This window comes from Streptomyces sp. NPDC087428 (assembly GCF_044744085.1).
In the GTDB taxonomy this organism is placed as follows: domain Bacteria; phylum Actinomycetota; class Actinomycetes; order Streptomycetales; family Streptomycetaceae; genus Streptomyces.
This window is the reverse complement of sequence record NZ_JBIUXR010000003.1, coordinates 54,999-73,261: the sequence shown is the minus strand read 5'-3', so window position 1 is coordinate 73,261 and position 18,263 is coordinate 54,999. Positions and strand designations below refer to the sequence as shown.

The window sequence follows — 18,263 nt, the reverse complement described above, 5'->3', positions numbered from 1 at the left end:
TTTGATGTCATGATGTGCCCTTCTGGGGTATACGCGAATGAGATCAAGAGATTTCTCTGTTGAACGATGAACCGGGATGGGCCGGCACGGTGTCCCATTTGTCATCGGCCACCGTGTTTATCTGCACGGTTTCGTGGCTGGAAGTCACCGCTGCCGAGGCCATGGCGGAGTAGAGAACTCCGAAGGCCAGAGTGGTTGCCGCGATGTTCCGGACAAGTGAATGACGGTTGTTCATCATTGCGTATCCCCCTGCGCTGCTTGGCTGATGTATTTTCTGGCCGCAAGAGAACCGTGCCATTTATGGAGATCCACTTCGAGTGCCACGAACTGTCCTAGGATGGACCGGCAGCTAGTGGACAGGCGGACGGGCCGAATGCGGTGGGGGAGGGTCAGTGGGGGAGCGTTTGCTGCTGGACGGTGTGGCCGTGGACGCCTACGCGTGGGCGCTGCGCGTGGGGGTCTTCGACGACAAGGAGATCGCGGCCGGTCTGGAGGTGGACGCCGAACTGGTCGCGCAGGCCCGGGAAACCCTCCAGGAGCTGCGACTTCTCGGCCCGACGGGGTCCGGGACCACGATGGTGCCGCTCAACCCCGACGTGGCGGAGGCCGAACTCGTCACACCGCTGGAGGTGTCGATCGCCCAGCGAAGACAGCGGATCGCCGGTATCCACCGGCAGTTGAGGGTCCTGGCGGAGGTCTACCGCTCCCACGAACGGGCGGCCACCGACGATCTGCCGCCGATCCGGGTACTGGACGACTTCGAAGAGGTACGCCGCGAGATCGACCTCGCGCGCCGGCGCTGCACCGAGGAGCGGATCAGCCTCCAGCCGGGCGGCGGCCGCAGCGCCGAGATGCTGGAACAGGACCTGATGCAGACGCTGGAGATGCGCCGGCGCGGCATCCGCATCCGCACGCTCTACCAGCACACCGCCCGCTCCAGCCTGGCCACGCGCACCTACGTGCGGCAGATCTGCCAGGAGGGCGCGGAGGTCCGCACCGCGGAGGAACTCGCCGAGCGCCTCATCATCTACGACCGCAAACTGGCGTTCATACCCAAGGAGCGGACGGGAAAAGAACCCCCCGGTGCGGCCATTGTCTCCGACCCCACGCTCGTTGCCTACCTGTGCCGCTCATTCGAGTCCGTATGGCAGGGAAGCCAGCCCTTCGACGTGGGGCGGACCATTGAATACCAACAGGTCGCCGAGGATCTGCGGATGTCAATTCTCCGCCTCATGGCCATGGGGGTGAAGGACGAAGTGATCGCCCGTCGTCTGGGTATGGCCACACGGACCTGCCGCCGTCATATTTCCGCAATCATGGAAGAAATTGGCGCGACCAGTCGTTTCCAGGCCGGCCTTCTGATCGGCCGTCAGGGATTGATCCCCGACGACCAACTGGATCTTCCCGCATTCGCCGGCATCGACGTGTCCGAATCATGACGACCGCTGTCCTGGATCAGACAGCCCCATGTCCTGGCCTCTCCCCGCCCGGCTTGATTTCCTGGGAAAGCAGTATTGAGTACGGCGTCAGCCGAACCCAGGAGGGGCTATGGACATCCGACAGTTGGTCACGTTCCACAAGGTGGCGACGCTGCTCAGCTTCACGAGGGCCGCATCCGAACTGAAGTACGCGCAGTCCAGCGTCACCGCTCAGATCAAGTCCCTGGAGCTGTCGCTCGGAGTCGATCTCTTCGACCGCCTCGGCGGCCGTATACAGCTCACCGAGGCCGGCCAGCGCCTCCTGCCGTACGCCGAACAGATGGTCACCCTCGCCGGGGAGGCGCGCGGCGCGACGCGTGCCTCGGAGGAGCCCTCCGGCGTCCTCACGGTCGGCTCGATGGAGAGCATCACCTCCTACCGGATGCCCCCGCTCCTGGAGTTCTTCCACCACCGCTACCCCTCCCTCCAGATCGTGCTGCGCCCCAGCCTGTGCGCAGAGACCTGCCACGCGCTGCGCCAGGGCATGTTCGACATGGGTTTCCTGATGGAGGCCGAGACCCAGCACCCCGGCGTCCAGACGGAGGTACTCGGCTCGGAACCCCTCACGGTGGTCGCCGCCCCCGACCACCCCCTGACCCGGGCCGAGAAGATCACCACCGACGCCCTGCGCCAGACCCAGGTCATCTCCGCGGAGGCGGGCTGCGCCTACCGGGAACTCTTCGAGGCCGAGCTCAACGACGGCACGGGGGAGCCGCTGCCCTTCCTGGAGTTCGGCACGACCGAGGCCATCAAGCGCGGCGTCGCCGCGGGCCTGGGCGTCAGCCTGCTCCCGACCGCCACCGTGGTGGACGCCCTGGAGGCGGGCACGCTGGTCAGCCTCCCCTGGAGCATCCCGTTCGAGGTGCACACCCAGATCGCGTGGCGGCGCGGCAAGAACCTGTCACGCGAGATGCGGGTCTTCGTCGACCAGACGATCCGCTTCCTCGCGGAGGAGTACGCGGGGGCGGCCGCCTGAGGCAGCTGCCGGCCGTGAAGTCGCACCTGAGCACCGTGTCGTGGATGGGCCGAGCGGAGCCCGGAGGGTCCGGGACGATGCGTAACCCGGGCGCTGACGAACGTGTGCCGGGCGCCGTGGCCGAAGGCGATGACGGGCCGGCTCATGCTGCCGCCCCGGCGGGATTCCCTTGCCCACAGGTTGTCGAAGTCTTCGGCGGTCATGGACGACTTGAAGGCGCGCCACTCACCGGTGAGGGAGTTCAGCTCGAAGCGCTCGCCGTTGTTGGCGGTGAAGCCGCCCTTCTGCGAGGACGGCGTGGAGGCGTCGATCGAGTAGAGGTCTGCTTTCTCCGTGACCTCAGTCTTCCTGGTTTCTGATGCCGGTGATCGGATCACTTGCCCCGGCGCGGGCGGCTCAGTCCAAGTAGCTGATGAACCTGTGCCAGGCGTCGGGGCTGAAGGAAATTACGGGGCCTGCGGGGCGCTTGCTGTCGCGGACGGGGACGAGGTGGGGGACGCTGTCGGCGACTTCGAGGCACTCGTTGTTGCCACCGCTGTACGTGCTGGTGCGCCACCTCGCGCCCGAGAGGTCTGGCGTGCTGCGGTGTGCGCTTCTCATGGTCTGTGCTCCTTGGCCCGGCGGTGGATGACAGCGCGGGACTCTGTCGGAGAGAGGGCGGATGTGCGCGCGGCGTCGAACAGGTCCTGGTAACGGGAGACGTCCGCTTCCCGCTCCAGCCACATGGAACCCGACGGGTTGTCAGCCAGCACCACGTCGAGCGCCCCCTCCTCGGGAAATCCCAGCACTACGTACGGGCCGAACATACTCGCATGCGCTCCACGGGAGAACGGCAGCACCTGCACGGTCACGTTGGGGTTCTCGGAGCTGACCAACAAGCTTGCCAACTGCGCATTCATGACCTCTGGGCCTCCAACCTGCTGGAGGAGGACAGCTTCGGAAAGCACCGCCCATACGCGCAATGGCTGGTCTTCCGCCAGGCGTTTCTGCCGGGCCAGACGCACTTGGACGAACTTGTCGATTTCATCCGCTGTCTCCCACTGCCGTGAGGCCACGGTCACGGCCCGAATGTACTCGGGGGTCTGTAGCAGTCCGGGGATGAGCTGCGCCTGGAAGGTGCGGATCGACCCCGCCATTGCTTCCAGGGCGATGTAGTCCCGGTAGGTGTCGGCGAGGACCGACCCGTATTGGTTCCACCAGCCTTCCCGGCGCCTGCGGTTGGCCTTACGGGCCAGTGCGCTCAGCCGATCGCGGATCTCCTGATCGGATAGCTCGTACGCGTGCAGCATCGCTGTGAGGTCAGGCAGTCGCACCGCGACGCGGCCATTCTCGATGCGGCTGATCTTGCCCTTGGTGCAGTCGAGCGCCTCTGCTGCCTGGGTAGTGGTCAGCCCTGCGGTCTCCCGCAACCTTCGTAGCTCATCGCCAAGTTGGCGACCCAGGACAGTTGACGGAGTGGCGGTAGTGCGCTTCGCAGGCATGAGAACACCTTTAGCAAACTGACGGCTCGGAGGAGGTGAGGTTACTCGAAAGAGGGAAAATCGGCATGATGCGCATCGGCAACGTTGCAGATTCGCATGCTGCTCGTCCATGCTGATGGGCACCGGGATGGCGTTGTGCGAGATGAGCTGCCCATCCCTCCAGAGGATTCCGGCCGATGTCGACCTTCTTGGAGCTGCCATGACTACACCGAACGAAGTGACTTTCAGGCTTACTCGCTGTCGCAGCAGCGTTCCCAGGGCGAGAGCCATGCTCCGTGCCAAGCTCGGGGAGTGGCGGGCCAGTCAAGCGGCGTCGGAGGAAGGCGAGTTGATCCTCTCGGAGCTGGTGACCAACGCCGTACGGGTGCCCGCACCCGGAGACCGCATGGTGGGCGTACGCATCGAGTGCCGGGGGAGGGGCGAACTCCTGCGCCTGGAGGTGAGCGACGCGGGCGCGGGCCACCCGGAGGTGCAACGGCCCGGCGAACTGGACAAGGGCGGACGCGGGCTCCTGCTCGTCGAGGCCCTGGCTCACCGTTGGGGCGTGGACGAGCGCCCGGCCGGGATCGGCAAGACGGTCTGGGCGGAGCTGCTGGCACCCGGCGTCAAAACCGCGCCCGCAGAGACGCAGGTCGCGGCAGTATCCGTCCGGCCCGGTCAGTGTGTACGCATGTGGGGCGCCTGGCACACGGTTCGCGCGGTCCGCAGCGAGCGGTACGCATCGGGAGGGCCGGCAGTCATCGTCGTCTTGGACGACGGAGGTCCGGCCGTGCGCCTGCACGCGGCGGAGCTGTTGACCGTACGAAAAGCACCGGTCGCCGACCAGCGGATTCCAGCCCCGACCGGTTCGGTGGTCTCCACGTGAAGGCGTTGTGGCAGAGGCTGCTCCGACGCCAAGTGCACCACCCGGGGCCGCGATTTCTTGGCACGCTGATGCAACTGGCGGGTGGTCAAGCTGTCGTGATCAGCGAGGCGGGCCGGCCGGTAGCGAGGGTGCTTGCGCCACGGCCGCAGGTATGGCGACGGCCGGGGCGGGGCTCGCTCAGGGGCCGTATCCGTATCCCCGCCGACTTCGACCACGCGCCGGCCTCGGTCGCCGATGTCCTGGGGATGCGCTGATGCGACTTCTGCTCGATACGTCCGTCGTGATGTGGTGGATCGCCGACTCGCCGCAGCTGTCCGCGTCGTTCAAGGAACTCCTGGACACCGAGCCTGCCGTGTACGTCAGCGCGGTGTCGCCGTGGGAGATCACCGTCAAGCAGTTCCTCGGGAGCTTCGAAGGTCCCGGAGATCTGGCCGAGCAGGTGCGGGACCTCCAGTTCAGGAGCCTGCCCATCACGGGCGCGCACGGGGTGCGGGCAGGCCGGCTGCCGATAGTGCACACCGATCCGTTCGACCGGATACTGATCGCGCAGGCACAGGCCGAAGGGATGGCGCTGGTCACCCGGAACCGCTGGATTCCGCAGTACGACGTGCAGGTCGTACGGGCCTGACCCCGACGGCACGCATCCCTCCGGAACATGAAGGCGTGACAGTCCCTGCCGCATGGCCTCAAGCGCGTATGAAAAAGACCCCCCGCTCAACGTTTCCGCTGATCAGAGGGTCTATTCGGCACCTTTTGCAAGGTGCCCCCGGCAGGATTCGAACCTGCGCTCCCGGCTCCGGAGGCCGATGCTCTATCCCCTGAGCTACGGGGGCGTATCGCTGTGTTGCTCTGCGACGGGTGAAACACTACCAGCTTCCTGCCGGTGCCCGTGAACAGGTATTTCCGCGCCCCCGCCGGGTGCCCCGGGCGCCGCCGGGCAGGTCGCACACACATCCGGCCAACCTTCGCCGGCATCCGTCCGGGGACGGAAGTGGGCAAAACCCGGACGCAGCCCCTCCGCCCCGCCTACTCTCGAAGGGTGTCAGTGGCTTGCGGCCGCGTGCTTGTTGTCGACGACAACAAGGTCATCCGGCAGTTGATCAGGGTCAATCTCGAGCTGGAGGGCTTCGAGGTCGTGACCGCGGCCGATGGTGTCGAGTGTCTGGATCTGGTGCATCGGGTCTGCCCCGATGTGATCACGCTCGATGTCGTCATGCCCCGGCTGGACGGTCTGCAGACGGCCACCAGACTGCGTTCCGATCCGCGGACCCGGCAGCTGCCCGTGGCGATCATCAGCGCCTGCACGCCGTACGAGGTGGACGACGGGGTCGCGGCGGGAGTCGACGCCTTCCTCGCCAAGCCCTTCGAGCCGAGCGAGCTGGTGCGGGTCGTACGGCAGTTGATGGAGCGCGGCCGGCCGCCGGTGCTCGACGGCAGGCAGGGTGCGGGGCGGGCGGAGAGCGCCGCCGGCTGACCGGATGGCGAAACCGGTTCGCGGAAGGCCCCCCTCCCTCCCATACGCTTGTCCCGTGACCCCCGCCGATCTCTCCACGACCGTGCTGCGCGCCGTGCGCCGCGCGGTCGACGAGGACGCCTTGCGCGCGCCCGTGCCCGCGCGCGTGCGAGTGGAGAGGACCCGGCCCGGCGGACGCGGTGACTACGCCAGCGCCGTCGCCCTCCAGCTCGCCGGACCCGCCGCGCGGCCCGCGCGGGAGGTGGCCGAGATCCTGCGGGAGCGGCTGGCCGGTGCGCCCGGCATCGGGCGGGTCGAGGTCACCGGACCCGGCTTCCTGAACTTCACGCTCGACGCCTCCGCCGACGCCGCCGCGCACCGCGCGCTCCTGCACCGGGTGCGGGAGCAGGGGCTGCGCTACGGACACGGCGACGCCCTCGCCGCGGCGCCCCTGCGATTCAGCCATGCCCGCGAGGTCCGGGCCGCGGTCACCGCCGACGTGGTGCGCCGGCTCGTGCGCGCACAGGGCGCGCCCGTGCGCATCAGCTGCGACGAGGCCCCCGACCCGGACTGGGCACGGCTGGGCATCACCGTCGACGCCCACGGACGGCCCCCCGTACCCCTCACGGAGATACGGCCGGTCCCGGCCGGCGCCCGCGCCGACGAGCTGCTCGAACGGCTCGGGCCCGACGCCACCCGCTGGGGACTGCTCCGGCCGGCCGGTCACGACCGTGCCCCGCTCGGCGACGAGCTCCTCGTCCAGGGCGAGGGCAACCCCCTCTTCCTGGTCCGCTACGCCCACTCCCGCGCCCTCGCGCTCACCCGCGGCGCGGAGCGGCTCGGATTCACGAGCGACCCCGGCCAGGGCCCCGGCGACACGGCGGGAGCCGAGGCGTCCGCGCTGCTCGCCGTCCTCGCCGACCACCCCGCCGTCCTCGCCGCCGCCGCGCACCACCGCGCACCCGACCGGCTCGCCCGCCACCTCGAAGCGGTCGCGCAGGCGTTCTTCGATTTCCACGACGCCGCGTCACCGCTCCCCGTCGGGGACGAGAAACCCTCGGCCGCCCACCGCGCCCGGCTCGCCCTTGCCGAAGCCGCCGGGACGGTGCTGGCAGGCGGCCTGACCCTGCTCGGCATCAGCGCGCCCCCATACCTCTGAGAGACCCGAGAGAGCAGAGCAACACGATGAGCCGTTCCGCACACCCCGCCGGCCCCCGTCACGCCGACGTCATGACCGAGGGCCACTACTCCGCCCCGGCCGAGGACCTCAACGTCCTCGACGAGAAGGTCTGGTCCCGCACCGTCACCCGCGACGGGAACGGCGCGCTGACCGTGGGCGGGATGGAAGTCGCCCGGCTGGCCGAGGAATTCGGCACCCCGGCCTACTTCCTCGACGAAGCCGACTTCCGGGCCCGCTGCCGCGCCTGGTCCGACGCCTTCGGCCCCGGCGCCGACGTCTTCTACGCCGGCAAGGCCTTCCTCTCCCGCGCGATCGTGCGCTGGCTCCAGGAGGAGGGGCTCAACCTCGACGTCTGCTCCGGCGGCGAGCTGACCACCGCCCTGGACGCCGGGATGCCCGCCGAGCGCATCGCCTTCCACGGCAACAACAAGACGGTCGACGAGATCGAGCGGGCCGTCACGGCGGGTGTCGGACGGATCGTGCTCGACTCCTTCCAGGAGATCGCCCGGGTCGCGCACATCGCACAGCGGCTCGGCCGGCGCCAGCCCGTGCAGATCCGGGTCACCGTGGGCGTCGAGGCACACACCCACGAGTTCATCGCCACCGCGCACGAGGACCAGAAGTTCGGCATCGCGCTGGCCGGGGGACAGGCCGCGGAGGCCGTCCGGCGGGCGCTGACCCTCGACGGGCTCGAACTGATCGGCATCCACTCGCACATCGGCTCGCAGATCTTCGACATGGCCGGCTTCGAGGTCTCCGCGCGGCGCGTGGTGCAGCTCCTGGCCGAGGTGCGCGACGAGCACGGCGTCGAGCTGCCCGAGATCGACCTCGGCGGCGGCCTCGGCATCGCGTACACCTCGCAGGACGACCCGCGCGAGCCGTACGAGATCGCCAAGGCGCTCGGCGACATCGTGACCCGTGAGTGCGAGTCCGCCGGGCTCGCCACCCCGCGGATCTCCGTGGAGCCGGGCCGCGCCATCGTCGGACCGACCGCCTTCACGCTGTACGAGGTCGGCACCATCAAGCCCCTGGAGGGGCTGCGCACCTACGTCAGCGTCGACGGCGGCATGTCGGACAACATCCGCACCGCGCTGTACGACGCCGAGTACAGCGTCGCGCTCGTCTCGCGCACCTCCGACGCCGAGCCGATGCTCGTCCGGGTCGTCGGAAAGCACTGCGAGAGCGGCGACATCGTGGTCAAGGACGCCTTCCTCCCCTCCGACCTGGCCCCCGGCGACCTGATCGCCGTGCCCGCCACCGGCGCGTACTGCCGTTCCATGGCGAGCAACTACAACCACGCGCTGCGCCCGCCCGTCGTCGCCGTGCGCGACGGGCAGGCGCGGGTCATCGTCCGGCGCGAGACGGAGGAAGATCTCCTGCGTCTCGATGTCGGCTGATGCCGTATTTCCCGGGATACCCCCCGGGTTCCCCGTAAACATCTCAGGATCCGGACGGGTGGCGGGGAACGCCCGTCCGGTGAGTGAGACTGGTCCATACATCAGATGTAAAGGAAACGAGGTCGGATGATGCGTACGCGTCCGCTGAAGGTGGCGCTGCTGGGCTGTGGAGTGGTCGGCTCAGAGGTGGCCCGCATCATGACGACGCACGCCGACGACCTCGCCGCGCGCATCGGCGCGCCGGTGGAGCTCGCCGGTGTCGCCGTGCGCCGGCCCTCCAAGGTGCGTGAGGGCATCGACCCCGCACTGATCACCACCGACGCGACCGCCCTGGTCAAACGGGGTGACATCGACGTCGTCATCGAGGTCATCGGTGGCATCGAGCCCGCCCGCACGCTCATCACCACCGCCTTCGAGCACGGTGCGAGTGTCGTCTCCGCCAACAAGGCGCTGCTCGCGGAGGACGGCGCCGCCCTGCACGCCGCCGCCGAGCAGCACGGCCGGGACCTCTACTACGAGGCCGCCGTGGCCGGCGCCATCCCGCTCGTCCGCCCGCTGCGCGAGTCCCTCGCCGGCGACAAGGTCAACCGGGTGCTGGGCATCGTCAACGGCACCACGAACTTCATCCTCGACAAGATGGACACGAGCGGCGCCGGGTACTCGGAGGCGCTCGACGAGGCCACCGCCCTCGGATACGCGGAGGCCGACCCGACCGCCGACGTCGAGGGGTTCGACGCCGCCGCCAAGGCCGCGATCCTCGCCGGAATCGCCTTCCACACCCGGGTGAGGATCGGCGACGTGCACCGCGAGGGCATCACCGAGGTCACCGCCGCCGACATCGCCTCCGCCCGCCGCATGGGCTGCACCGTCAAGCTCCTCGCCATCTGCGAGCGCGCCGCCGACGGGCGCTCGGTCACGGCCCGCGTGCACCCCGCGATGATCCCGCTCAGCCACCCGCTGGCCTCGGTCCGCGAGGCGTACAACGCGGTGTTCGTCGAGGCCGAGGCCGCCGGACAGCTGATGTTCTACGGCCCCGGCGCCGGTGGCGCGCCGACCGCCTCCGCGGTCCTCGGCGACCTCGTCGCGGTCTGCCGCAACAAGCTCAACGAGGCCCCCGGCCCCGGTGAGTCCGCGTACACGCGTCTGCCGGTCAGCCCCATGGGCGACGTCGTCACGCGGTACCACATCAGTCTCGACGTGGCCGACAAGCCTGGCGTACTCGCCCAGGTCGCGACGGTCTTCGCCGAACAGGGCGTATCCATCGATACGGTCCGCCAGAAAGGCCGAAATCCAGGCAGCGGCGACGAAGCCGGTACCGAGCAGGGTGGCGGCGGGCGACGGGTGGGCAAGAGCGGCGAGGCTTCGCTCGTCGTCGTCACCCACCGCGCGCCCGACGCAGCCCTCTCCGGGACCGTCGAGGCGCTGCGCAAGCTCGACACCGTACGTGGTGTCGCCAGCATCATGCGTGTTGAAGGGGAGTAAGGACCCATGACCACCAAGGGCACCCACCAGTGGCGCGGCATCATCGAGGAGTACCGGGACCGTCTCCCGGTCACGAGCACGACGCCGGTCGTCACGCTCCGTGAGGGCGGCACGCCGCTCGTCCCCGCTCAGGTCCTCTCCGAGCGCACGGGCTGCGAGGTGCACCTCAAGGTCGAGGGCGCCAACCCCACCGGGTCCTTCAAGGACCGCGGCATGACGATGGCGATCACCCGGGCCAAGGAGGAGGGCGCGCAGGCCGTCATCTGCGCCTCCACCGGCAACACCTCCGCCTCCGCCGCCGCCTACGCGGTCCGCGCCGGTATGGTCTGCGCCGTCCTGGTGCCGCAGGGCAAGATCGCGCTCGGCAAGATGGGCCAGGCGCTCGTGCACGGCGCCAAGATCCTCCAGGTCGACGGCAACTTCGACGACTGCCTGACACTGGCCCGCTCGCTCTCGGACAACTACCCGGTGGCGCTGGTCAATTCGGTCAACCCGGTCCGCATCGAGGGCCAGAAGACCGCGGCCTTCGAGATCGTCGACGCGCTCGGCGACGCCCCGGACATCCATGTCCTCCCGGTCGGTAACGCGGGCAACATCACCGCGTACTGGAAGGGCTACACGGAGTACGCCGCGGACGGCCCGTCCACGCACAAGCCGCGGATGTGGGGCTTCCAGGCCTCCGGCTCCGCGCCCATCGTGCGCGGCGAGATCGTCAAGGACCCGTCGACCATCGCCACCGCCATCCGGATCGGCAACCCGGCCTCCTGGCAGTTCGCGCTCAACGCGCGGGACGAGTCGGGCGGCTTCATCGACGAGGTGACGGACCGGCAGATCCTGTCCGCGTACCGGCTGTTGGCCTCCCAGGAGGGCGTCTTCGTGGAGCCCGCCTCGGCCGCGTCCGTCGCCGGGCTGCTCAAGGCCGCAGAAGAGGGCAAGGTCGACCGGGGCCAGCGGATCGTCTGCACGGTCACCGGGAACGGCCTGAAGGACCCGGACTGGGCCGTCGCCGGCGCCCCCCAGCCGGTCACGGTCCCGGTCGACGCGGTCGCCGCCGCCGAGAAGCTGGGCCTCGCGTAGTACCCGCCGCCGCGCCGCACGGCGGCGCGGCGGCGGATTCGTCAGGAAGGCGGCTCAACGGCTCTTTTCGGGACGGAGAGCGCACCGGCTGCGTGCGACACGCATCGTGCGCCTCCTGTGCGCCCTATGTCGCCACAGAACCTTCCTTCGATAAGCTGTACCCAACCCACCCCGCCGCATATGACCGGGGTGCGCAGGCCGTTGCGGCCGCCGGTCCCATCCCGGACTCACGCAATACCCGCCGCCGCAATCGCCCCGAAGAATCCCCCGAAAGCCCCCGCAGACCCCGAAAAGCCCGGAAGAAGCCCAGAAGAACCCGAAGAGCCGCACGGAAACCCAATATCTCCCGGCACTTCGAATTTCCCCGCCGCCTCACAAGGAGAGTCGTCAGAGCGATGGCCGGTCCCGCCTTCCGAGCCGCCGCCGTACGGGTGCGCGTCCCCGCAACCAGCGCCAATCTCGGTCCGGGCTTCGACGCCCTCGGCCTGTCGCTGGGGCTGTACGACGACGTCGTCGTCCGCGTCGCCGACGCCGGACTGCACATCGACATCGCCGGTGAGGGCGCGGACACGCTGCCCCGCGACGAGAACCACCTGCTCGTACGGTCCCTGCGCACCGCCTTCGACCTGCTCGGCGGACAGCCCCGCGGCCTGGAGATCGTCTGCGCCAACCGCATCCCGCACGGACGCGGCCTCGGCTCCTCCTCCGCCGCCATCTGCGCCGGCATCGTCGCCGCCCGCGCCGTGACGACCGGCGGTGACGCCCGGCTCGACGACGCGGCGCTGCTGGAGCTCGCCACCGAGATCGAGGGTCACCCGGACAATGTCGCGGCCTGTCTCCTCGGCGGGTTCACGCTCGCCTGGATGGACGGCGGATCGGCCCGCGCCATCAGGATGGACCCCGCGGATTCCATCGTTCCGGTGGTTTTCGTCCCCGGCAACCCGGTGCTCACCGAGACCGCCCGCGGACTGCTGCCGCGTTCGGTCCCGCATGTCGACGCCGCCTTCAACGCGGGCCGTGCCGCCCTCCTCGTCGAGGCCCTGACCAGGCGCCCCGAGCTGCTGCTCACCGCCACCGAGGACCGGCTGCACCAGGAATACCGCTCCCCGGCGATGCCGCAGAGCGTGGAACTCGTGAACCGACTGCGCGCGGACGGCGTCCCCGCGGTCATCTCCGGTGCCGGGCCGACCGTGCTGGCACTGGCCGAGGACGGTGCGGCCGACAAGGTCGCACGGCTGGCGGGCGAGGGATGGGCGGCCAACCGGCTGACTCTCGACGCCCAGGGTGCGAGTGTGCTGCCGCTCGCCCCGTAGCGAGAAGTGATTGCCGGTGCGTGAGAGGGGGAATGTTGTTGGAGCCGGTAGTGTTAACCTCAAGTCTGCAATCGACGTCTATGAGGCGCGTTGCTTCGTGTCCCTTTCCGGGACCACCATTTCTTCCGGGAGCCTCCCCAACTGCCTGAGCAGCCTGCCTGAGCAGTTTCGAGCACGCTCCGGAACCGGCACGACACCCTCTCGCTCGTCCAGGAGTGGGCCGAGCAGGGGGATGCTCGCGCCGGGCCCATGCACACGTTCATCTCTCCGCCGTACCTACCCGGCGGACCACCGCCCCGGCACGGTCCGCACAACCGAAGACCGCTGTCGGACAGCACAACCGGTCGCCGAGCCAGAAGGCCGACGTCCGCTCCAGGGAAGGACCCTTCGTGAGCGACACCACCGATCTGATGGGCGTGACTGCCGACAAGAGCGTCGACAGTGCCGCGCCCGCCGAAGGTGCTGCCACTGGCACCACCGCACGGCGCCGCCGCTCCGGCACCGGCCTTGACGGCATGGTCCTGGCCGAGCTGCAGCAGGTCGCGTCCGGCCTCGGCATCAAGGGCACTGCGCGGATGCGCAAGAGCCAGCTGATCGAGGTCATCAAGGAGGCCCAGGCCGGCGGCTCCTCCGCGCCCAAGGCCAAGGCCGCCGCCGCGGCCCCCGCCGACGAGGCCGAGACCAAGCCGAAGCGCCGGGCCACCTCCAAGGCGCGCACCGGTGCCGGGGACGAGACCCCGGCCGCCGCCGCTCCCGCCGACAAGGCCGCGGCCCAGCAGCAGATCGACATCCCCGGACAGCCGGCCAGCGACGAGCAGCCCGCGGGCGAGCGCCGTCGTCGCCGCGCGACCGCTCAGGCGGGCAGCCCGGAGACCAAGGCGGAGCCCAAGGCCCAGGCCAAGGACCGCACGCAGGACGAGCCGAAGCGCGAGGCGCCCGCCGAGGACCGCTCCGAGCCCAAGGCCGAGGCCGCCGCGGACAACGCGGAGGGCCGCCGGGGCGAGCGCCAGGACCGTGGCCAGCGCGGCGAGCGTGGTGACCGGGGCGACCGCGGTGACCGTCGTGAGCGCCAGCGCGACCGCCGCGGCAAGGGCGGCGACGAGCAGGGCGGTGGCCAGGGCGGCCAGCGCCAGCAGCGCCAGGGCCAGGGGCAGGGGCAGAACCAGGGCCAGAACCAGGGCCAGGGTCAGCAGGGCGGCGGCGGACCGCAGGACGACTTCGACGACGAGGGCGGCCGTCGTGGCCGTCGGGGCCGCTACCGCGACCGCCGTGGCCGCCGTGGCCGCGACGACTTCGCGAGCGACGCACCGCCGGTCACCGACGACGACGTCCTGATCCCCGTCGCGGGCATCCTGGACATCCTCGACAACTACGCGTTCATCCGGACCTCCGGCTACCTGCCGGGCCCGAACGACGTGTACGTGTCGCTCGCCCAGGTCCGCAAGAGCGGCCTGCGCAAGGGTGACCACGTCACCGGTGCGGTGCGCCAGCCCAAGGACGGCGAGCGCCGCGAGAAGTTCAACGCGCTGGTCCGCCTCGACACGGTCAACGGCATGGAGTCCGGCCGCGGCCGGCCCGAGTTCCAGAAGCTGACCCCGCTGTACCCGCAGGACCGGCTCCGTCTGGAGACCGACTCCAACATCCTGACCACCCGGATCATCGACATGGTCGCCCCCATCGGCAAGGGCCAGCGAGGCCTGATCGTGGCCCCGCCGAAGACCGGTAAGACCATGATCCTCCAGGCGATCGCCAACGCGATCACGGTCAACAGCCCCGAGTGCCACCTGATGGTCGTCCTGGTCGACGAGCGTCCGGAAGAGGTCACCGACATGCAGCGGTCGGTGAAGGGCGAGGTCATCTCCTCGACCTTCGACCGTCCCGCCGAGGACCACACCACGGTCGCCGAGCTGGCCATCGAGCGCGCCAAGCGTCTCGTCGAGCTGGGTCACGACGTGGTCGTCCTGCTGGACTCGATCACCCGTCTGGGCCGCGCGTACAACCTCGCGGCCCCCGCCTCCGGCCGCATCCTGTCCGGTGGTGTCGACTCGACCGCGCTGTACCCGCCGAAGCGCTTCTTCGGTGCCGCGCGGAACATCGAGGACGGCGGCTCGCTGACCATCCTGGCCACCGCGCTGGTCGAGACCGGCTCGCGCATGGACGAGGTGATCTTCGAGGAGTTCAAGGGCACCGGCAACATGGAGCTCAAGCTCGACCGCAAGCTCTCCGACAAGCGCATCTTCCCGGCGGTGGACGTCGACGCGTCCAGCACCCGTAAGGAAGAAATCCTGCTCGGCAGCGACGAGTTGGCGATTGTCTGGAAGCTGCGCCGGGTGCTCCACGCGCTGGACCAGCAGCAGGCGATCGAGCTCCTCCTGGACCGGATGAAGAAGACCCAGTCCAACGCGGAGTTCCTGCTCCAGATCCAGAAGACGACGCCGGCCCCGGGCAACAACGACTAGTCGTAGCCTCCCGGCAGCCGTCCCCAGGGCCGCCCCCGCCACTTCGGTGCCGGGGGCGGCCCTGTGCCGTACGCCGGTACGGGAGGCCGCGCCCCGGTCCGTTGCCGATCCGAGACCTTCGCCACACGGTCACCGGGCGTCGCGCCCGTCCCGCGTTGCCTGTACCGGGCAAGAAACCGCAGGTGAGTGCCGGATCACCGGCTGTTCCCGCACCCCCCGGGTCCGCCCCTCGCTCACCGGGGGCCCACAGCGTCCTGTGCAACCCTTCTTGTCGCCGTGGCGTCGTACCTCACGACCGACAAAGCGGCGCACGGACACCCGCACGCCAAGCAGGGGGTAGCCGGGAGCAGCCGAGGGAACGAGGAGACGGATGACCGGGCAGAGCGGGAGCGACAGCCGAATACGGGCCACCGGCAAGCGCCGGAGGAAGCCGTCCCGCCGCCGCAGGGCGACCGTGACAGCCGCGTGGAGCCTGGCCGGCCTGGTCGTCCTGGGCGGAGGGGGACTCGGCTACGCCTACTTCCAGCTCGACGGCAATCTCAAGGCCGTCGACATCAACAACGCCCTCGGCAAGAACCGCCCCCACAACGTCGACAACGGCTCCCAGGACATCCTCGTCCTGGGTTCCGACTCCCGCTCCGGTGCGAACCAGCAGTACGGCGTCGACGAGGGCGGCGCCCGTTCGGACACCGCGATGATCGTCCACGTCAACAAGGGCCACAAGACGGCGAGCGTCGTCTCCATTCCCCGCGACACCCTCGTGACCCGGCCCGAGTGCAAGAGCGACGAGAGCGGCGCGGACGTCGCGGGCCGGCAGCGCGCGATGTTCAACACCGCGTACGAGGTCGGCGGACCGGCCTGCGCGGTCAAGACCGTCGAGTCGATGTCCGGTATCCGGATGGACCACTACCTCGAAGTCGACTTCACCGGCTTCAAGAAGCTGATCGACAAGCTCGGCGGGGTCAAGATCACCACCAAGCAGGCGATCAACGACTCCAAGAGCCATCTGAACCTGGAGCCGGGCACCCACACCCTCGACGGGGAGCAGTCGCTCGGCCTGGTCCGCACCCGCAAGAGCGTCGGCGACGGCAGCGACCTCGGCCGCATCCAGCTCCAGCAGGCCTTCATCAAGGCGCTGATGGTGCAGGCGAAGAGCGTCGGCGTCCTCGACGGAACCAAGCTGTACGGCCTCGCGGACACGGCGACCAAGGCCATCACGACCGACTCCGACCTCGGCTCGGTCAAGAAGCTCGCGGGCTTCGCCAACGGGCTCAAGGGCCTCGGCGCCGACGACGTCCACATGGTGACCCTGCCGGTCGAGTACGACCCGGCCGACCCGAACCGCGTCATACCGCAGGAGAAGGCCGGACAGCAGGTCTGGGCGGCGCTCCGGCACGACAAGCCCATCCCCGCCTCGGCCACCGAGAAGTCGGCGGGCGACAAGGGTGACGCGGGCGACATCGTGCAGTGACCGGGAGTGCCCGGGAATAGTTCCGGGCCGACCCCGGTTTTGGGAGATACGGCCGGTCCTGGCAGACTGGTACGTCGGCCCCGGTTCACGGACACGCAATCCGCGCGTACGACCCGGCGCCCTCCCGAAACTAGGAGACACCCTTGAAGCGCGAGATCCACCCCCAGTACGTCGAGACCCAGGTCAGCTGCACCTGTGGCGCGTCGTTCACCACCCGGTCCACCCTGGACAGCGGCGCCATCCGTGCGGACGTCTGCTCCGAGTGCCACCCGTTCTACACGGGCAAGCAGAAGATCCTCGACACCGGTGGCCGTGTGGCCCGCTTCGAGGCCCGCTTCGGCAAGGCCGCCGGCTCCGCCAGCAAGTAGCGAGCCAACAGCGCCGGTTCTCGGCGCCCTCTTCCCGGGGGCGCCGAGACCGGCGTTTTTTCCGGCCGGGACACGGCATCCCCGCATCCCGCCCGGCAGGCACCCCCGCCGGCCGGCCGTACGTCGAGCGAAGAAACCAGGAGCCCGAAGATGTTCGAGGCGGTCGAGGAACTGATCGGCGAACAGTCCGATCTCGAGAAGAAGCTCGCGGACCCGTCGGTCCACGCCGACCAGGCCAACGCGCGCAAGCTCAACAAGCGCTACGCCGAGCTGACCCCGATCGTCGCCACGTACCGCTCCTGGAAGCAGACCGGCGAGGACATCGAGACGGCCCGCGAGTTCGCCGCCGACGACCCCGACTTCGCCGCCGAGGTCAAGGACCTGGAGAAGGAGCGCGAGGAGCTCACCGAGAAGCTCCGCCTCCTGCTCGTGCCCCGTGACCCCAGTGACGACAAGGACGTGCTCCTGGAGATCAAGGCGGGCGCGGGCGGCGACGAGTCCGCCCTGTTCGCCGGGGACCTGCTGCGCATGTATCTGCGCTACGCCGAGCGGGTCGGCTGGAAGACCGAGATCATCGACTCCACCGAGTCCGAGCTCGGCGGCTACAAGGACGTCCAGGTCGCCGTGAAGACCAAGGGCGGCAACGGGGCCACCGAACCCGGCCAGGGCGTCTGGGCCCGGATGAAGTACGAGGGCGGCGTGCACCGTGTGCAGCGCGTGCCCTCCACCGAGTCCCAGGGCCGCATCCACACCTCCGCCGCCGGTGTGCTGGTCACGCCCGAGGCGGAGGAGGTCGACGTGGAGATCCACGCCAACGACCTGCGGATCGACGTCTACCGCTCGTCCGGCCCCGGCGGCCAGTCCGTCAACACCACGGACTCCGCCGTCCGCATCACGCACCTGCCCACCGGCGTCGTGGCCTCCTGTCAGAACGAGAAGAGCCAGCTCCAGAACAAGGAGCAGGCCATGCGCATCCTGCGCTCGCGGCTCCTCGCCGCCGCCCAGGAGGCCGCCGAGCAGGAAGCCTCCGACGTACGGCGCAGCCAGGTGCGCACGGTCGACCGTTCCGAGAAGATCCGTACCTACAACTTCCCGGAAAACCGCATCTCGGACCACCGCGTCGGCTTCAAGGCGTACAACTTGGACCAGGTGCTCGACGGTGACCTGGGCGCCGTGATCCAGGCCTGTGTCGACGCCGACTCCGCCGCCAAGCTCGCCGCCGCGTAAGCTCCACCACCCGCACCGCTCGTGAACCTGTACGGA

General features: G+C 69.5%; 17 protein-coding genes and 1 tRNA gene. 14 read left to right on the top strand and 4 right to left on the bottom strand.

What is annotated here, in order from left to right; genetic code table 11:
• Window positions 1–43: 43 nt before the first annotated feature.
• Window positions 44–238 carry a hypothetical protein gene (locus ACIO3R_RS07705; RefSeq protein ID WP_385033048.1) on the bottom strand — a complete coding sequence of 65 codons (195 nt, stop codon included), beginning with the start codon at window positions 236–238 and terminating at the stop codon, window positions 44–46.
• Between the two features lie 187 nt (window positions 239–425).
• Here ACIO3R_RS07705 and ACIO3R_RS07700 point away from each other — a divergent pair, with 187 nt between their 5' ends.
• Both ACIO3R_RS07700 and ACIO3R_RS07695 read left to right on the top strand, forming a co-directional pair.
• Window positions 426–1,439 carry a LuxR C-terminal-related transcriptional regulator gene (locus ACIO3R_RS07700; RefSeq protein WP_385033045.1) on the top strand — a complete coding sequence of 338 codons (1,014 nt, stop codon included), beginning with the start codon at window positions 426–428 and terminating at the stop codon, window positions 1,437–1,439.
• Between the two features lie 109 nt (window positions 1,440–1,548).
• On the top strand, window positions 1,549–2,454 hold the full coding sequence (locus ACIO3R_RS07695) for a LysR family transcriptional regulator (protein ID WP_385033042.1): 906 nt from the start codon (window positions 1,549–1,551) through the stop codon (window positions 2,452–2,454).
• A gap of 396 nt (window positions 2,455–2,850) precedes the next feature.
• On the opposite strand, the gene ACIO3R_RS07690 is transcribed toward ACIO3R_RS07695, so the two are convergent.
• Both ACIO3R_RS07690 and ACIO3R_RS07685 read right to left on the bottom strand, forming a co-directional pair.
• The gene (locus ACIO3R_RS07690) at window positions 2,851–3,054 is read right to left on the bottom strand and encodes a DUF397 domain-containing protein (RefSeq protein WP_385033039.1); all 204 of its coding nucleotides are present in this window, start codon (window positions 3,052–3,054) and stop codon (window positions 2,851–2,853) included.
• Window positions 3,051–3,935 carry a helix-turn-helix domain-containing protein gene (locus ACIO3R_RS07685; protein WP_385033036.1) on the bottom strand — a complete coding sequence of 295 codons (885 nt, stop codon included), beginning with the start codon at window positions 3,933–3,935 and terminating at the stop codon, window positions 3,051–3,053. The genes ACIO3R_RS07690 and ACIO3R_RS07685 overlap by 4 nt, the downstream gene beginning before the upstream one ends.
• A gap of 142 nt (window positions 3,936–4,077) precedes the next feature.
• Here ACIO3R_RS07685 and ACIO3R_RS07680 point away from each other — a divergent pair, with 142 nt between their 5' ends.
• Together ACIO3R_RS07680 and ACIO3R_RS07675 are read left to right on the top strand one after the other, a co-directional pair.
• Entirely contained in the window at window positions 4,078–4,800 is a 723-nt protein-coding gene (locus ACIO3R_RS07680; protein WP_402104867.1) for an ATP-binding protein, read from the top strand.
• Between the two features lie 253 nt (window positions 4,801–5,053).
• Window positions 5,054–5,428 (top strand): type II toxin-antitoxin system VapC family toxin, encoded by a 375-nt coding sequence (locus ACIO3R_RS07675; protein WP_363028731.1) that lies wholly within the window; start codon window positions 5,054–5,056, stop codon window positions 5,426–5,428.
• A gap of 133 nt (window positions 5,429–5,561) precedes the next feature.
• On the opposite strand, the gene ACIO3R_RS07670 is transcribed toward ACIO3R_RS07675, so the two are convergent.
• A tRNA-Arg gene (locus tag ACIO3R_RS07670) sits at window positions 5,562–5,633 on the bottom strand.
• A 206-nt stretch (window positions 5,634–5,839) separates the two neighbouring features.
• On the opposite strand from ACIO3R_RS07670, the gene ACIO3R_RS07665 reads away from it, so the two are divergent.
• The 10 genes from ACIO3R_RS07665 to prfA all read left to right on the top strand — a co-directional run bounded on the left by ACIO3R_RS07665 (window position 5,840) and on the right by prfA (window position 18,227).
• Window positions 5,840–6,274, top strand: coding sequence for a response regulator (locus ACIO3R_RS07665; RefSeq protein WP_402104319.1), 435 nt, complete (start codon window positions 5,840–5,842; stop codon window positions 6,272–6,274).
• A gap of 55 nt (window positions 6,275–6,329) precedes the next feature.
• Window positions 6,330–7,412, top strand: a complete 1,083-nt coding sequence (nrtL, locus tag ACIO3R_RS07660; RefSeq protein WP_402104316.1) for an ArgS-related anticodon-binding protein NrtL — start codon at window positions 6,330–6,332, stop codon at window positions 7,410–7,412.
• A 26-nt stretch (window positions 7,413–7,438) separates the two neighbouring features.
• Complete coding sequence (gene lysA / locus ACIO3R_RS07655; protein WP_385033027.1) at window positions 7,439–8,830, top strand: diaminopimelate decarboxylase; 1,392 nt, start codon at window positions 7,439–7,441, stop codon at window positions 8,828–8,830.
• Between the two features lie 126 nt (window positions 8,831–8,956).
• Entirely contained in the window at window positions 8,957–10,312 is a 1,356-nt protein-coding gene (locus ACIO3R_RS07650) for a homoserine dehydrogenase (protein ID WP_385033024.1), read from the top strand.
• A 6-nt stretch (window positions 10,313–10,318) separates the two neighbouring features.
• Window positions 10,319–11,389, top strand: coding sequence for a threonine synthase (gene thrC, locus ACIO3R_RS07645; RefSeq protein WP_385348914.1), 1,071 nt, complete (start codon window positions 10,319–10,321; stop codon window positions 11,387–11,389).
• 395 nt (window positions 11,390–11,784) lie between these two features.
• On the top strand, window positions 11,785–12,702 hold the full coding sequence (gene thrB / locus ACIO3R_RS07640) for a homoserine kinase (protein ID WP_363028741.1): 918 nt from the start codon (window positions 11,785–11,787) through the stop codon (window positions 12,700–12,702).
• 389 nt (window positions 12,703–13,091) lie between these two features.
• Window positions 13,092–15,161 (top strand): transcription termination factor Rho, encoded by a 2,070-nt coding sequence (gene rho, locus ACIO3R_RS07635; RefSeq protein WP_385035205.1) that lies wholly within the window; start codon window positions 13,092–13,094, stop codon window positions 15,159–15,161.
• Window positions 15,162–15,531: 370 nt separating this feature from the next.
• Window positions 15,532–16,632, top strand: coding sequence for an LCP family protein (locus ACIO3R_RS07630; RefSeq protein WP_402104311.1), 1,101 nt, complete (start codon window positions 15,532–15,534; stop codon window positions 16,630–16,632).
• A gap of 143 nt (window positions 16,633–16,775) precedes the next feature.
• Window positions 16,776–17,000, top strand: coding sequence for a 50S ribosomal protein L31 (gene rpmE / locus ACIO3R_RS07625; protein ID WP_123461667.1), 225 nt, complete (start codon window positions 16,776–16,778; stop codon window positions 16,998–17,000).
• Window positions 17,001–17,150: 150 nt separating this feature from the next.
• Window positions 17,151–18,227, top strand: coding sequence for a peptide chain release factor 1 (prfA, locus tag ACIO3R_RS07620; RefSeq protein WP_363028747.1), 1,077 nt, complete (start codon window positions 17,151–17,153; stop codon window positions 18,225–18,227).
• Window positions 18,228–18,263 lie beyond the last annotated feature (36 nt).